This window comes from Nocardia sp. CWNU-33 (genome assembly GCF_046764895.1).
Taxonomy (GTDB): Bacteria; Actinomycetota; Actinomycetes; order Mycobacteriales; family Mycobacteriaceae; genus Nocardia.
Map to the genome: position 1 here is coordinate 262,119 of NZ_JBKOQN010000011.1, position 15,052 is coordinate 277,170.

Annotated in this window: 14 protein-coding genes; 9 read left to right on the top strand and 5 right to left on the bottom strand. The window is 64.4% G+C overall.

Going from position 1 to position 15,052, the window contains the following annotated elements; translation table 11 throughout:
- Positions 1 to 85: 85 nt before the first annotated feature.
- From ACLMAL_RS18130 to ACLMAL_RS18140, 3 genes are all read right to left on the bottom strand, one after another.
- On the bottom strand, positions 86 to 934 hold the full coding sequence (locus ACLMAL_RS18130) for a helix-turn-helix transcriptional regulator (protein WP_328404678.1): 849 nt from the start codon (positions 932 to 934) through the stop codon (positions 86 to 88).
- Between the two features lie 89 nt (positions 935 to 1,023).
- The gene (locus ACLMAL_RS18135; RefSeq protein ID WP_412000133.1) at positions 1,024 to 1,566 is read right to left on the bottom strand and encodes a YaeQ family protein; all 543 of its coding nucleotides are present in this window, start codon (positions 1,564 to 1,566) and stop codon (positions 1,024 to 1,026) included.
- A 202-nt stretch (positions 1,567 to 1,768) separates the two neighbouring features.
- A complete protein-coding gene (locus ACLMAL_RS18140) occupies positions 1,769 to 2,803 on the bottom strand; it encodes a hypothetical protein (RefSeq protein WP_412000134.1) in 1,035 nt (344 codons plus the stop codon).
- 718 nt (positions 2,804 to 3,521) lie between these two features.
- Between ACLMAL_RS18140 and ACLMAL_RS18145 the strand changes: the two genes are divergently transcribed.
- From ACLMAL_RS18145 to ACLMAL_RS18170, 6 genes are all read left to right on the top strand, one after another.
- The gene (locus ACLMAL_RS18145) at positions 3,522 to 4,682 is read left to right on the top strand and encodes a hypothetical protein (RefSeq protein WP_412000135.1); all 1,161 of its coding nucleotides are present in this window, start codon (positions 3,522 to 3,524) and stop codon (positions 4,680 to 4,682) included.
- An 8-nt stretch (positions 4,683 to 4,690) separates the two neighbouring features.
- Positions 4,691 to 5,947, top strand: a complete 1,257-nt coding sequence (locus ACLMAL_RS18150; protein ID WP_412000136.1) for a hypothetical protein — start codon at positions 4,691 to 4,693, stop codon at positions 5,945 to 5,947.
- A 94-nt stretch (positions 5,948 to 6,041) separates the two neighbouring features.
- Positions 6,042 to 7,598, top strand: coding sequence for a protein kinase domain-containing protein (locus tag ACLMAL_RS18155; protein WP_412000137.1), 1,557 nt, complete (start codon positions 6,042 to 6,044; stop codon positions 7,596 to 7,598).
- 256 nt (positions 7,599 to 7,854) lie between these two features.
- Positions 7,855 to 8,178, top strand: a complete 324-nt coding sequence (locus ACLMAL_RS18160; RefSeq protein WP_412000138.1) for a hypothetical protein — start codon at positions 7,855 to 7,857, stop codon at positions 8,176 to 8,178.
- Between the two features lie 36 nt (positions 8,179 to 8,214).
- Positions 8,215 to 8,541, top strand: a complete 327-nt coding sequence (locus tag ACLMAL_RS18165; RefSeq protein WP_412000139.1) for a hypothetical protein — start codon at positions 8,215 to 8,217, stop codon at positions 8,539 to 8,541.
- A 250-nt stretch (positions 8,542 to 8,791) separates the two neighbouring features.
- A complete protein-coding gene (locus ACLMAL_RS18170; protein WP_412000140.1) occupies positions 8,792 to 9,064 on the top strand; it encodes a hypothetical protein in 273 nt (90 codons plus the stop codon).
- A 156-nt stretch (positions 9,065 to 9,220) separates the two neighbouring features.
- On the opposite strand, the gene ACLMAL_RS18175 is transcribed toward ACLMAL_RS18170, so the two are convergent.
- Complete coding sequence (locus ACLMAL_RS18175) at positions 9,221 to 9,832, bottom strand: TetR/AcrR family transcriptional regulator (protein ID WP_412000141.1); 612 nt, start codon at positions 9,830 to 9,832, stop codon at positions 9,221 to 9,223.
- Positions 9,833 to 9,847: 15 nt separating this feature from the next.
- A complete protein-coding gene (locus ACLMAL_RS18180) occupies positions 9,848 to 10,654 on the bottom strand; it encodes an IclR family transcriptional regulator (protein WP_412000142.1) in 807 nt (268 codons plus the stop codon).
- Positions 10,655 to 11,317: 663 nt separating this feature from the next.
- On the opposite strand from ACLMAL_RS18180, the gene ACLMAL_RS18185 reads away from it, so the two are divergent.
- From ACLMAL_RS18185 to ACLMAL_RS18195, 3 genes are all read left to right on the top strand, one after another.
- Positions 11,318 to 11,707, top strand: a complete 390-nt coding sequence (locus tag ACLMAL_RS18185) for a hypothetical protein (RefSeq protein ID WP_412000143.1) — start codon at positions 11,318 to 11,320, stop codon at positions 11,705 to 11,707.
- 34 nt (positions 11,708 to 11,741) lie between these two features.
- Complete coding sequence (locus ACLMAL_RS18190; RefSeq protein ID WP_412000144.1) at positions 11,742 to 13,769, top strand: hypothetical protein; 2,028 nt, start codon at positions 11,742 to 11,744, stop codon at positions 13,767 to 13,769.
- On the top strand, positions 13,769 to 15,052 hold a 1,284-nt coding region (locus tag ACLMAL_RS18195; protein WP_412000145.1), incomplete at its 3' end, for a hypothetical protein. The genes ACLMAL_RS18190 and ACLMAL_RS18195, both read left to right, overlap by 1 nt.

Here is a 15,052-nt window from a genome sequence, read left to right on the forward strand (position 1 = left end):
GCCGCGCACCGGAGATATACAGTGCGCAGTTATCGTAGGAGTGGCAGTAGCACGTTCGGGACCGGTATCGAACCGCCCATAGCTTTCAGGCGGGGGCTGCGAGGCGCAGGTGCCGTAGTCGTTCGAGTCGGCCGGCGGTATCGGTGCCGGGCTGTGGGTTGTACAGCACGAGGGACCAGTCGGGGTGGTCGGCGACTGTCAAGGTCGTCGCGTCGAAGAACAACGCACCAGCCTCGGGGTGGCGCAGCGCATTGACTGCCTGAATCGGCACGCCTACCTCATGGCGTTCCCACAGTTCGGCGAATTCGGGGCTCACCGCACTGAGATCGTCCACCACCCTTCGGAATTCGGAATCGCCGGGAAAGTGCGCCGCGTCGGCGCGATAGGCGGCAACGACAGCGGCGCAGGCCGACGCCCACACCTCGGGCATCGCGCGGTATCGCGGATTGGTGAAGAACGTGATCAGGCAGTTGTGGGCGGTGTTATCGAAGCCGAACACCGTCCGGGCGGTGTCGTTGAACGCCAGCACGTTCCAGTAGCGATCCCGCAGCACCGCAGGCCGTTGCTCCCATGCATCCAGCAGGTGCCGCATCTCGGAGGTGACCTCGGTGGCCTCCGTCCGCACGTCGGTAGACGGCGGGTTCAGACCGGCGAGCAGATACAGGTGCGCACGCTCCGGCTCACTCAGGAGCAGGGCTCCGGCAATGCCGTCGAGCACTTCGGTCGAGACCGTGATGTTGCGACCCTGCTCGAGCGAGGTGTACCAGGACACCCCGACCCCGGCCAGCAGCGCGACCTCTTCGCGCCGCAGCCCGGGAGTCCGTCGCCTGCCCGCCGCCGGAATTCCGACATCCTGCGGTGCCAGCCGCGCCCGGCGGGTGCGTAGGAAGTCACGGAGCTGCTCGCGGCGGCGCTGCGTGGATTCACTGACCATAGGCCACGGTAACAACGAAAGTACGCGCGCGAGAAACCGCTGTGCGGGGTCGGCGACGGCCGGTCCGGTAGCGAGATCGGGCGCGAGGATTATCCAAGTCGGTGCTCGTCGACGGAAGCACTCAGGCTCGTGCCGTTGAGATCCAGGTATAGCAGGCGCTCGGTGACCGACAGCGTCATGGTGTTGCGGCGCCCGAGCGCGGCGACAGCGGCGTCGATGAAGTCGCGATCGAAGCTGTAGACGGGAATGGCTTCGGCACGATGGATCCGTTTGCCTGCGAGTTGGGCCAGTACTTTGCCCGGATCACGATGGGTATAGACGGCGGCGCGGCCGGCCAGCTTGCTGCCTCGGTGCAGACGCTCCGCGTCGGGGGCACCGACCTCGATCCAGGCGGTGAGCCGTCCGGTGAGATCGCGCACCAGCACCGCGGGCTCGTCGGTCGCGGAAATACCGCCGTCGCTGAAGGCGATGCCGTCCTGGTATTCGAGGCAGTACGCCAGCAGTCGGGTCAGCATGTATTCGGCGGTTTCGGACGGGTGGCGCGCTATCCGCAACTCCAGGTCCTGGTAGACGTTACGGTCGACGTCGGCCAGTTGGACGGCGAAGTTGTGCAATGTTGCGCTGAGGGCCATAAGAGCAGAAGCCTAAACCTGATACGACCGCCCAGTTCCGGAGAGATCACCGCCGGTGATCTCGACGAGCAGCTCCAGTGGCCGGTTCACCCGGTGGACGAGCAACGGGCTGCGCGGTGTGGCCCACCCGTGCGGCCACCCTGACCAGCCGAAAGGAACCCCGGGGCCGAGTCGACACAGCCCCGGGATTCGGCGGCACCGATCACACGGTTTCGACCACGGCCGCGTCTTCGATTGCCGTATCGTCCGCATCCGTGGTGCTGTCTGCTTGCGCACCGTCGGCAGGCTTGGCTGGATCTGTCGTGCGTCGCGTGCGAGCGGCAGGTCGTGCGATCGCCGACGCCGGGGTTGCGGGGAGACTCGCTTCGACCTGGCCGGTACTGGACCCGTTGAGCACAGACGAAACCTGAGCGACCTGTCCCGCGACGGGCGCGGCGGCGGCGATCGGCTGTGCGGCAGGGAGTCCGGTGGGTACAGCCACAGCCGCGGACGACGCCGCATTGCGATCGCGCAGCGGACTGCCGGTCTGCCCACTCTCGTCGGCAGCGTCTGTGCCGCCATCCTCTTTGTTGAGCAGACCTGGCAGCGTTTGAATCAGCGGCGCCGCCATCATGCCGAGCGGCATCAGCGCCTGAATCAACCCGTCCAGACCGCCGCCGCCACCGCCGCCACCGCCGCCGCCCCCACTAACGCCGTTGTTTGCGGCGGCGGCGGTGGCTGTGGTGGCCGCGGTGGCGCTCCCGATGCCTATGGGATGTTTTTCGCCTGGGTCGGCTACGTCTTGATTGAACTCCGAGACCGAATCGACCTCATCGAAGACGGCCTCCACTGCGGCGGCGACCAGCCGCAGCAACGCCGTCTCCTGCGCGGGCTTCAGCTTGCCGGTTCCTACGGCTTTCAGCTCGCTGTTCAATTTGTCGACGATGCCCCTGATGGCACGCAGCGTTTTTTTCTGCTCGTCTGCCACGGTGCCGGACGCTATGTGTACTTTGCGTTCGAAGTGCAGCAACGACGCCTTCAACTTGGCGGTGAAGTCCGCGAGCATCTTGTATATCTCGTTCGCCTGGCTCTCGCCGAAACTCCCGTCCGGCGCAGACTTCAGCAGGTCGTCCATGCGCGGCGGGAGGATCGGCCCACCGCAGCCGAGCAGGTCGACCGCGGTTTGAATCGCTCTCTGGGCCAACACCAGCTTCGCCTTGAAGCCGTCCGACGCGCCGGGCGGCGGCACCAGATGCACGGAGTAATTTTTGTTCGGCGCGGGCTCTCCCGGCAAAATCTTGGGGTCATCCGGATCACGGGGCGGCGCTGGGGGCGTGCTGCGCCCACGCTTGGGCGGAACGCCAGGTCCGATGTGCGGCGGAGCGGGATCATCGGGATCCCGCGGCATCGGATCACCGGGCCCGATGTGCGGCGGAGCGGGATCGCTGGGATCCCGCGGCATCGGATCGCCGGGCCCGGACCGGCCATACCTGGGATCAGGAAGTACCGGATACTCCGGGATCACCGGCCGGCCATACCGGGGATCAGGCAGGACCGGAGAGACCGAGGTGCCGCCGTCATTCGGATCAGGAAATACCGGAGAGACCGACGTACCGCCGCCAGGCGGAACCCGACCAGGATCAGGCAATATCGGAGAGATCAATGTACCGCCGCCAGGCGTAGTCCGTCCTTGCTGGACGCCAGCAAGTTCCACGCCATTTACAGCATCGCCGTCCGCCATATCCGCCGACACCCGCCTTCCGAATTTGTCGTATTGTCCCAGCTCCCCGCGACAGGGAAGGATTGCAGCGGAACGAGCGAGTCACAACACTGTTGCTGCGGCTACCAAAGCTGCGGTGGCACATACCGATCGGTCCCCGGTAGCATCCCCCAAGGGAAACACGCTCGGCAAGGGGGAGGGGCGATCCGTCATGGGATCGAACGCGGTTCAAACCGCAATAGCATTGGTCGGGACCGTGGTCGTTGCGATCGGGGTCGGCGGGTGTGGGTCCGAACAGGACGTGCCGGTAGCGCCGGATCCGGTGGTCGACCTGACGCAGCTCGACGTGGGCGGCAACGCGACAAAGCCGCACGACTACGGCACCGCCAAGACACTCGAACAGGCCAAGATTGTCGAGGCCGAGCGACTGGCGAACTTCATACCGCTCGCCTCCGACATCGACCCACGCTTCGCGCACGGCTACAAGCTCACCTCGAAAGTATTCTTCGATCCGAAGCATTCCGACCTGGGCAATGCCATCAAGCTCGAGAAATTCGCCGAGACCGCACCGGATTTCATCACCGGCTTCGCCAGCAGCGGCACCACCGACCCGAACGTCCAGGGCATGGATTTGATGAACGTGGTCATGGTTTTCCCCGACGAGCAGAAGGCCAAGGACGCGGTTGTCGCGCTGGAACACTCCGACTTCGAGTACAGCAACCGCAACCAGGCCGTGGCGATTCCCAAATATCCTGCGGCCAAGGCCCATTGGCAGCCGCACGAGCAGTCGATCGGATCCTGGTTCGCCGCAGGCAAACTCGTCGTCTACAGCTGGGTCTACGACTATCTGCGGATCGCAGCGGGTGAAGTGGATCTGACCACCTTGGTGAGCTTGGTGGAAAAGAGCCTCGACGTGGTTGTTCCTTCGATCGCGAAGTTCACCCCGACCCCGCCCGACCAGCTGATGAATCTGCCGGTCGACATCGACGGGATGCTCGGTCGCACGCTGCCCCGAATCAATGAGGAACTCTTCACCAATCCGCCCGGCGTATACACCGGCCTCGCCGGACTGCACTTCAGCACCACACCGATCGAGGCCCGCCCAGCACTGGAGGCCGCGGGTGTCGACCGGTACGCGCGCGACCACGCCATCGTCTACCGGACCCGCGACGTGGCCGCTGCCAGGAAGCTGCTGGCGCACCAGGCCGCGCTCGACAAGAAGCTCCGCAGCGTCGAGTCGCCGAAGAACCTTCCGCAGGCCAAGTGCCAGGAGTACATCGGCAGCGACAAGTTCGCGATCCGGTTCTACTGCTCGGTCTCCTACGGCCGCTATGTCGCTCTGGTCTGGTCGGATCAGCTGGTCGATCTACAGCAGCGAATGTCCGCCCAATACGCGCTCCTGGTGAATGCCGAATGAGGTTCTCCATGCAGAATTACCAGCGCCGAATCGGACCGGTGCGTGCCTGCGCGATCGCGATGACCGCGGCTGCGCTCGTGCTGTTGGTCGCCGCGTGCGGATCCACCGTTCCCGGTGTTTCGGGGCCGGGCGAAATAGATGTCCGCAAGCTCGATGTCGGCTCGTATCCGACCGTGCCGTACCACGCGCACAACGACGACTATGCCCCGAGCTTCTTCTATCGGCGTGAAGTCGCGGCCATGCGGCTCGCCGAGTACGCCGCGACCGCCCACGACATCGACCCACGGTTGAAGACCGGATACTTCCCTTACAGCATCTTGCCGGGCGTCATGCCCGACAAGCTGGGGCGTCCTGCGGATCTGGAACCGATCGCCACCCGAAACAAGCTGGTCACCGGATTCATATCGAATGGATCGGACAAGGACTTCAGCCTTTCCATCGGTGTCGCCCCCGACGATTGGCCGAAGAAGTTTACGGCGGACGAGACGATCATCACCTCGATGATCATGCAGTTCCCGGACGCGGGGCTCGCCGAGCGGGCGGCGAGAGAGTTCTACGAGGCCGACCTCGCCGTCGACCCGGACCAGAACCAAGCGGTGCCCTTGCCGAAATATGGTGAGGCGCACTCGTATTGGCATCCAGACTCGCCGTTTCTGCGGACCATGCTGGCGCGCGGACCGTACGTAGTGGCGTTCCTGTTGTCTACTCCGGGCGTGGATCTCAACGCATTGCGCACGCTGGCCGAGAAGTCCTACGACAAACAGCTGCCGCTACTCGAGCAAGCGAAGCCGTTGTCCACCATGGAAATGCTGCAAATACCCTGGGATACCGGCCATCTCTACAGTCGCGCGTTGAACCCGAACAAGTCCCTGGTGCCGTCGTTCAGCACCCGCCAAGTACTCGTCGGCCGCCAAGGCGTCCTGCACCTCAGCAAGGATCGCGAGCTGGCCGAGAATCGCCTCGCGGCGATGAACGCGGACCAATTCGCGACTGTCGAAAGCACAATGGTCGCGCACACCGCCGACGCCGCGACGGCCAGAAGAATCGTCACCGAGCGCCTCACCCTGACTCCGGTCGCGCGCGACGCTACAACTCCGGCGAATCTGCCCGATTCGGCGTGCGTGGAGAACGAGCCGTCGAAGTCGTCCTATAAATTCACCTGCATCGTCGCGTATCACGAGTACGTGGGGTTCGTCTCCCACCGAAGCCTCGCCGACGCCCAGAAACAGGCAGCCGCGCAGTACGCACTTTTCGCGAACAGCTAGCCCGCGGGAAGTGACAAGACCCCACCCGAGCAATCGGCTCCTCCAGGCATCACACTCGGCCCCCCGCGGCCGACGCAGGAACAGGACGGCAAAGATGGCGATGAGCCCCGGCACCATCGTCGGCGGATATCGGATCCTGGGGGTACTCGGCGCAGGCGGCATGGGCACCGTCTACCTGGCCCAGCACCCCAGCCTGCCGCGGCGCGACGCGATCAAGGTGCTCGGCACCGAGCGCTCGGTCGACGACGAGTTCCGCGCGCGATTCGAGCGGGAGGCGAATCTCGCTGCTGGACTGGATCATCCGAATATCGTCTCCGTGTACAACCGTGGCGAGGAGCACGGTCGACTGTGGATCGCCATGCAGTATGTGGCAGGCACCGACGTCGCCGCGGAGATGACGCGTGACCCGCATGGCATGAATCCGCTACGCGCACTTCGGATTATCACCGAGGTAGGCAAGGGGCTGGACTATGCGCACCGAAAAGGCTTGCTGCACCGCGACATCAAGCCGGCGAACTTTCTGCTGTCCACCGCAGACGGCGACGAAGAGCGGGTCCTGCTCACCGATTTCGGCGTCGCGAAGGCTTCCGACGACACCAGCGAACTCACCCAGGCGGGCAGCTTCGTCGCGACCATCGCCTACGCGTCGCCCGAGCAGCTCTCGGGACTGCAGCTGGATCCGCGCTCGGACATCTACAGCCTGGCCTGCTCGCTCTACAAGCTGCTGACCGGGCATAATCCGTACCCGTCGACGCAGCCGACCGTGGTGATGATGGGGCATCTGCACCAGCCGCCGCCGCTCGCCACCGCGGCCAACCCGGGCCTGCCGCCCGCCATCGACGACGTGCTCGCCCGAGCCATGGCCAAACACCCGGCCGACCGGTTCGCCAGCTGCCGCGAATTCACCGACGCTGCCGCCGACGCCATGCTCCCAGGCCGTGTCCCCGCCCTGACCAGTACCTCCCCCATTCGGGTCGGCGCACCCCTGCCACCGACCGATCCGCGAATTCCGGTGGCTCCCACGGAGCTCCGATCGATCCCCCAGCCTTCCGGCAAGCGCTGGGGCGTGATCGCGGCGGCCGCCGCCGTCGTGGTCGCCCTCTCGATCAGCGCGGGCGTGCTGCTCACCGGCCGCGACAGTCCAGGTGTCACCCCCACCGCAGGCCCCGCGACCGCGACATCCGCGCCGCCGCCGACGTCGAAAGATCAGGCCCGCGCCCAGAATCCCCGATTCATCGGCACCCCGATCTTGATGGTCAACATCACCGGCACCGGCCGCACCGCCGAACCCGACATGGAAGTCTTCCTCGACACCACCCCGCCCACCACTTTCCTGCACGACATCGGCCTCACCTACCACCCGTCCTTCGCCAAGCAGGGCGACGAACCATCCCCCCGACCGATCGGCAAGGACAACCAGTACGTCGCCTTCAGCGCCGTCACCGAGGGCTACATCCTCGCCGTCCGCAGCGACGCCCGCGCAGGCGGTGGCGGCCTCCTCGGCCTCCCCGGCGCCCTCCTCGACACCCACGCCACAGTCCTTGTCGTCGACGACCCACAAACGGTCAACGCCATTCGCTATTGGAACTCCGACTCCGAACAGATCCTGCTGAACAAGCTGGTCCCGGTACTGAAGACAGGGATCAAGTAACCGTTCGGGTGCCGGCCTCCCTCGGGCATGCCAACGCCGTAACGCCGTCCATCCGCCGTTCGTGATCGGAGACATGCCGCTGATCCGTGGTGGCCGGCCGATGGCGTAGTTCTGCGTCGCAATTCGAGTAGTGCACCACTCACGCCGATGCGCGCAGTATCTGCGAATCTTCGCATTACCGCCATCACCAGGTGACGATTCCGAAGACCTCATCGGTGGCGCTTGCCCGGCTGGGAAACAGAGTAGGGAGACGAAAATGTCGGTCAAAATCATGCTGGACGATCAGGTCACGTTTGTGACCGATCCCGTAAGCCCCTGTGCAGGAGAAGAATTCACGGTCTCCTGGCAGGAGAAGAACATCGGTGACGAAGATTCGGTCCAGTACCAGGACATATTCGATCTGGACGATCAAGGATCGGGCGACAGCAAGGAGCTGCGATGCGAGCCGCTGGCGGTCGGCGAGTCGGCGAAGCGCTCGTTGACTTTCACCCTTCTGGCAGGCAACTACGTCATGACGCTCGTCATCAACGGCCAAGCGCCACTGACCCTGGGCAACGTCATCATCGACGAATGCCTCTGACCGCGGCCCGCGACGCGAGCACACAGGAGAGCTGCCATGGCCCATCAGCTGGATTTTGTCGAGGATTTTCCGCAGATCGTCCCCGATCCACCACAGGCACACATCCAATTTTCCGTGAAATGGAAATGCGTGAACACCGGTGATGAGGAATCGCCAGAGGCCGGTGTTCGGGTCGATCTGGCCGGAACGGACGGTGGTCTGCTCATCACGTCGATCGGGCGAAACGTCGTGGCGCTGTTGCCGGGTGAAACGGACGAGGACACTGTGGGCGTCGGCGCGGTCGGCACCGGCAGCGGCCTCCTGACCGTAACGATCGACGGCGCGAACGGTGTGTCGGCGGTAATTCCGATTACCGTGAGCTGAGGTCCGTTGAGCTGGAAATGTCGGTGACTGAAATGAGTCGCTGACCATCACGCTGCGGCCGGCTCACCCCGACTGGGCTCTGCATGCCCGTTGCTGCCTATGGCCCACGTGACAGACGACTCGTGTCACGATTTGCCGCGCAGCTCACGTCTGGTGATCGTCGGTATCCGCAGAAAGGGCACAACGATGAACCCATCACGTGAAACAGGCTCGACGACTCCCCACCGCATTCTCATTCTGGGAGCCGGCTATGCCGGCATGGCGGCAGCGGCATGGCGGCAGCGGCATGGCGGCAGCGGCATACGCCGCAGGCTCCACCAAACGTCGCGATGACGTGCAGATCACGCTGGTCGATCCGCGCGAGCGATTCACCGAGCGGCTCCGGCTGCACCTGACTGCCACCGGCCGGCAGCTCACCAGCTTCGACATCCCGGAGTTGCTGGCGGACACCGGTGTCGAGTTCGTGCGCGGCTGGGTGACCGCCCTCGACGCGGACGCTCGGACGGTGCACCTCGACGACTAACGAGCCTTGCACTACGACACGCTGGTCTACGCACTCGGCGGCGGCGCCGACACCACCGCGGTCCCCGGCGCCGAGGACTACGCGCACACCCAGTATCGCGCGCACGTGTCCAGCGGATTGAAATCGTCTCGGCCGCAGCCGCACCGGCACGTCAGTTCAGCGCGGGTGCCCGGCGAGGATCAACGTGGCGGCAAGGCGAAGATCGTGCTCGGCGCGCCGCTGCGAAACCCGGTGGCTCAGGCTCGATGCCAGCACGCCCCACCAGCTGTAGACGAGCAGCAGGATGGCGCTGCGGTCGTGCGGGTCCGGTTCAGGCGCGCCGAGCGTGTCCAGGATGGCCTTTGTCAGCGCCGAATCCGATTCCAGCCACAAGGTTTCGGCCGGTAGATCTTTCATGTATCCGGCGGCGGTGGCGCGCAGCATCGCCGAACACAGCTGCGGTGTCCGCAGCAGTGTGCGGTTCAACGCGACCAGGTTCCCGCCGATATCCGCGATCGGATCCGCGCCGGTTTCCGACCATTCCTGCTCGACGAAGCGAGCGATCCGGTCCTCGAACAGCGCCGCGAAAAGGTGTGTCTTGGCGGGGAAATAGCGGTAGAGCGTGCCGATGGCGACGCCGGCGCTCTTGGCGACGTCGGTCATCTGTACGCGATCGAATTCCGCGGTGGCGCCGAGCTCCGCGGCCGCGTCGAGAATGCGTTCCCGGCGTGCCACCTGCCGCTGCGATATCGGCGACGCGGCAGGGCGCGCCTGCGCAATTCGTGCCATCGGATCCTAATCCTCTCAGCGGGTATCGGACTCGGCCGGGTCGACGGCGGCGAGCAAGCCATCGGCGATGACGTTGGCCGCCTTGATCACCAGTGGCGCCACCCGTTCCAGCGCGGTCTGCGCGTCGCCGACCACCGAGATCGCGCCCATCTGTCCGTCCGGACTGCGCAATGCCGTACCTACGCAGGCGATTCGGGACACGCATTCGCCGCGTTCGAACGCTAGTCCGTTGCGCGCGCGGACCCGACGGAGTTCGCAGTGCAGCGTTTCCAGATCTCCGATGCTACGTGGGGTGCGGCGGATGAAGCCGTGCGCGTACTCGAGGTCGACACGTTCCGGTTCCAACCAGGCCAGCATCGCCTTGCCGAGGGCCGTGCAGTGCGCAGGCGCGCGGCCGCCGACGCGCGAAGGTACCTCACCTACGGATCGCCCACCGATCTTGTCCAGGTAGTAGACCTCGGTGCCGTCCAGAACAGCCAGGTGCACAACAAGATTGGTATGCAAGGCGAGATCGTGCAACACCGGCGCCGCGGCAGCACGCAATGCGCTGTGACCGATCTCGCGACCACCGAGGCTCAGGGAACGTTGCCCGAGCCGGTACCCCGTGGCCGTGCGGTCGACCCACCGCAGCCTGGTGAGCTGCTCGAGGATCCGGTAGGCGGTCGACCGCGGCAAGTGGGTGCGCAGCGCCACCTGCTCCAGCGTCCGAACCGTATGCGGTCGGTCGAAGACCTCCATGATCAGCGTGATCCGTTCGGCCATCGACGGCGGCGGCAACTGCCCGACCGTGGTGTCGGTGCTGGAGCTCAGCAATGAGGTCATGCCACCCCACCTCTCAAAACTGAAATCAATTCTAGTTCCACGCTAGCAGCGCGGTTCGAGGGATGGAAGCAGCACGCCGGGTTGCTTGGCTCTCGAGCACACCGTCGGGCAGCGAACCGACGCTGAAAGCAATACGCGCTCGACGCGGAAGACGTGGGCAACCAGGCAAAAACACCTGTTCAGTCGATGACCACGGCGGCTTCGACCTCGACAGGATGGATGGGTACATCAAGTGCGATGAGATGTGCGCCTGGACCCACCGGCACCTCGGTGACATCGAATCCTTCCGCCGCCGTTTCGACACCCGAGGCGTGGAGCACACTCGTCTACGCTGTATCGGGCGGGTCGATCGAATGAGTTGTGCCGCTTGATCTTCCGGACGACGGCAGGCACATCCGAGCAGTGCCGGCAATGTGTGCGCCCTGTTCGCTACCAAGTGAGAGGAATTCCGGGACTCGATCTTCACCGCCATGGAAGCCGCATCCCACTACTGGAACCGGACCCGGTTGTTCGGAGGGGAAGGATGCCGCATCCTGTAAAGCAGCCGGCACTCGGCGGGTCCGGACACCTGTCGACGGTGTTTGCCGACGCACCGGACAAGAACCGGCTCGTCGGTCGACCACCACACAGACGAGCGTTCTGCCAACGGATGAGTGAGGACCTATGAGAGAAATCCACCCCGAGGTACAACTCGTATTCAGAGCGCAGCGTGAGTTGCAGCACCGCATCGCCGAAGTGCGCGAACGGGCCGACGGGATCGTTGCGCGTCGGCCGTCCCCGAGCGGCTTGGTCATTCCCGAGGTCGACTGCTTGGGACGGCTGACGGACCTGTATCTGGCGCCAGGAACCTGCGCCCGGTTCGACAATCAGGGCCTGGCCGCCGACATCATGGCCGCCATCATCGAGAGCACCGCGGATGCGAAGCGGCAGTTCGACATCGCCATGAACGACCCCGCCAATCTGCCGCGTCCGCTCGAGGAACTCGTGCAGGAATGGCGGGCCGAGACCCGTCCCGACCAGCAGCTTCCCAACTCCGGGAAGGCGGAACAATGAACCTGAACTAGGTGGCGGGAAGGATCAACCGAGCATGCCCTACTCGATGGAAATTGAGCCGGATGATCTGCGCAGAATCGCCAAGCAGCACGAACTGCGCGCCGCAGACCTTCGGAAGTGGGGTGCGATACCGGATGAGTGGCTCGTCCACTTCAAACGTTCACGCGGCTCGATTGCCGACCCGGTGCAGGGGGCTCTGGCAGATTACTACCAGAGGCGCTATGACCGTGCGGAACAACTCGCGATTGACCAAGAGCGGTCACGAGACCAATTGATCGCGTCGGCAAATGCGCTCGAAGAGGCCGAACGGACCAGCGGGAGCAATATCACCCAGGCCGGTGGTGGCGTCGACAACAAAACCCCTCAGGTCGGTCCGGAACCCGGCACACCTCCTGGTCCCGCGGCACCGGTGGGCACCAACCCGGACACGCCGATTCTGCACGACACGCAGCCTGGGCAGCATTCCCCCACCACACCCGACGCCCCTGGTAGGCCCGACGAGACCGGCCGCTCCGACCAGACACCGCCACCGACCACATCGGCACCACAGACCTACGGCACGACGCCCGCCGGATCCACCACACCGATCGGGACGCCGCCGTTGGTCGGCATACCGACAATGCCGCCGGCGGTCGACATACCGGAGTCCAACGCGACCTACACACCTGTAACTCCGACCGTCGAGGCGAACAGCCCCGCAGGCGTAGCCACCAGCGACATGAGCAGTGTCCCAGGCATGGCCGGCGGGATAGGTGCACCACTGGCGACGAGCCCGTCCGCGGCACCAGCCGACGCAGGTCATGCAAGCATGGCACGCGGGGAGCCGACACCATTGGCGACAGGCCCCTTCGCGGCAGCAATCCACGCGGCCGCCGACAAGGACAGGCAGGCGCTGCCGTCGTTCGTGGTGGGTGAGCAGGCCGACGAGGACTTGGTGCTCGCTCGCACTGTGCTCGCCGCAACCCTTGCCGCCGTAGCTGATTCGAGGCTCGGCCTGGAATGGGCGGTGGCGGTGCTGCGGACACCCGTCGGGCCCGTCGTTCTGCTGACGTCCACCGAGGGCCGTGGCTGGCTACCCCCTGGGCTGTTCCTGCCATCGGAGGTCAACCTCCCGTGGGGGTGGGACCTCCCCCGAAACGGCGCGGCTCGGGAAGCCATCGCTGCGGCCAGGGAGGCCATCGCGGAATTGGAGAACACCACCGACCCGGCGCGGATGCTCGCCGAATGCGGCTTGATGGGCCGCCACGAGCACGTCTCACTCAGTGCCCTTGTGTCCTCCGCGGAAATCCCCGACACCTTGCGCGCAGCCCTTGACGTGGATGTCGCCATCGAGGACCGGGTGCCCGCCGAGGCGTCCGCCGTCGACTTCACCTCACCCGGTGTCGGACTGGTCGACCGTCTCGCACTGGCCGGCTCGGACGAGTTACTGCGACAGGCAGCGACGGTGCCAGAAGCGGAAATTCGGGCCAAGTGCATCGAACTGGCACGAGCCGCGGATGCGCGAGTCCGCACCGCCGCCTCCGGCATCGATGCGCAGGACGTCGCACACCGCGCCCTGCGGCATCAGATCCTCGATGCGCTGGACGCCGGTTTACCCATCCCCGCCAGCTGGTTGGACCAGCTACGCGCCGCCGATGACATGACAGCGGCGGCACTGCGATCGCAACGAATGGATGTGTCTCACGTTCCCGCCGGGAGCGTCCGCCTGGACGCAGCTACCGCGGAAGCGCTGCGCGACATGGTTTTCGAGCGTCGCGCCAACGAACTGTTGGCGTTGCTGGCCACACGCGCACCCGACCGGCAGACGTTGCGCGATGTGCTCTACACGTATGGCCAGATAGTTGAGCATCCGCTGCTCCCGGCGGCAGCTGGTGCAGTAGCACAGTCTTCGGTGACGACCGTCACAGGTTCGACGGTCCCGAACATCGAGGTTGCCCGCAGTGTCGGGCCGAGTGCCCACGGCGTCAGTTCCGTCAGCTCCAGCGGGGCTCCTCCGCCCATCACCGAGTTGCTGAGAGTTCTGGCGGGGCCCGAGGGCTCCGACGAGCGGAAGAAGGCCTAATGGATGAGAAAGCACAAAAAGTCCGTGATCTGATCCAAAAGCACCACGATCCCGGGGACTGGGGTGGGGACGATACAGGTTTCCAGGAGGGTCAAGCCAAAGAATCGATGGAGAAGCTCAACACGCTGGATACGAAGCAGCTCACGGATGTCCTGAACGACCTCTCCGCGGACGTGAGACAGAGACTCGCGACGGACGCACGCAAACATGACCTCGATGATGAGGACAAGCCATATTACAAGGATCTCCTAGCCGCGCTTGATAAGGATATCGTCACTTCGGAAGACGTCAAGAAGTTTTTCGACGCCAAGCAATATCTAGAGGACCAGAAGGCCGCGGTTGAGTTCAACCCAGAATACGGCTATCTATATGATCCCAAGGCCGGGGGCGATCATCTGCGTAAGGTTCAATTTTACCGGCCGAAGGGTGCCACTGAGACGCTGAAAGCGCTGATCAAGGACACCGAGTTCACGATGCAGTTGGGATTCGACACATTCGGCACCCGTAATCCTGCGGCCGCGCCCGACTTCGACAGTGTGCTCGACGGCCCCCAGGTCACGACAGTGGATGGCTGGTCACAGGTCAAAAAGAAGCACACGGACGTGAATGCGGAGATGGAGGGCCGGCAGACGACATACAGGGCAGAACACACAACCATCAAAGTCACCACCGAAGATCTCGATAAGGACCAGAAGGTGGTCTACGAACATCTCGATGGCATCACGACAGAACTCGAAGAGGCGCTCAAGGTCAAGCTCGATGAGGGCGAACATAAGGGCGACAAGATTTGGAGCAAAGACGGTAAGGAAATCCACTTCGAGAAGAACCATACCTCTAACAAATATGAACTAACCGAAGCGATGGAACAATTTCACTACGTCAAACACATCGACGAATGTGCCGACAATTGGAAAAAGAAATACAAGGACGAGGCCGCGAAATTCCAGAAGAAGGCCGCAGATATCGACGGTGACGACGGTGGCCTCAAGAAACCTCCGAAAGACGACGGCGGCGACGATGGCGGCGACGACGGCGGCAACAACGGCGGCAACAACGGCGGCAACAACGGCGGCAACAACGGCGGCAACAACGGCGGCAACAACGGCGGCAACAACGGCGGCAACAACGGCGGCAACAACGGCGGCAACAACGGCGGCAACAACACCGGCGCCAACAACACCGGCGTGAAACCCGTCGATTTCTCAGACACAATTAAGGAAGACCTGGCCACCGCAGGGGACAAGGAAACCGACGACCCTCTCACCCAGGGTTCGGACACCACT